The sequence below is a fragment of the Streptomyces sp. NPDC058000 genome (assembly GCF_042886435.1).
Classification (GTDB): domain Bacteria; phylum Actinomycetota; class Actinomycetes; order Streptomycetales; family Streptomycetaceae; genus Streptomyces.
The window spans coordinates 1-362 of sequence record NZ_JBHVQS010000144.1 but is presented as its reverse complement, the minus strand read 5'-3'; the positions used below and the strand labels follow the sequence as shown (position 1 = coordinate 362).

1 protein-coding gene is annotated in these 362 nt (G+C 70.2%); it reads right to left on the bottom strand.

The window, feature by feature from the left end; all coding sequences use genetic code 11:
* Positions 1–362, bottom strand: a 362-nt coding sequence (locus ACFVT2_RS43445) for a ParA family protein (protein ID WP_390028035.1), incomplete at both ends; no start/stop codon positions are given.

Genomic DNA, 362 nt, shown 5'->3' with positions numbered 1-362 from the left:
CCGGGACCAGGAGGCCGCCGCGCTTGCCCTCCCGCCGGCGCGCGGCCATCAGGGCGCACTCGGTGCCGATCCCGAGGGAGGGCGGGGCGTCGATGACGCAGGCGTCATAGTCGTTCTCGAACTTGGCCAGGAGCTTGGCGAGCCGCATCTCGCGCGCCGTCGCCGCGTACAGACCCTTGTCCAACATGAACATGTCCATGTTGGTGGGCAGCACGTGCAGCCGCTCGCGGTAGGCCACAAGCAGCTCGTGCGGGTCGCCGCTCCACTCCCCCAGGACCCAGCCCTTCATTGTCCTGTCGTCGGGGCTCTCGGCCACCCCGAGCGCCTCGGTCATGTGGCCTTGCGGGTCCCAGTCGACCAGC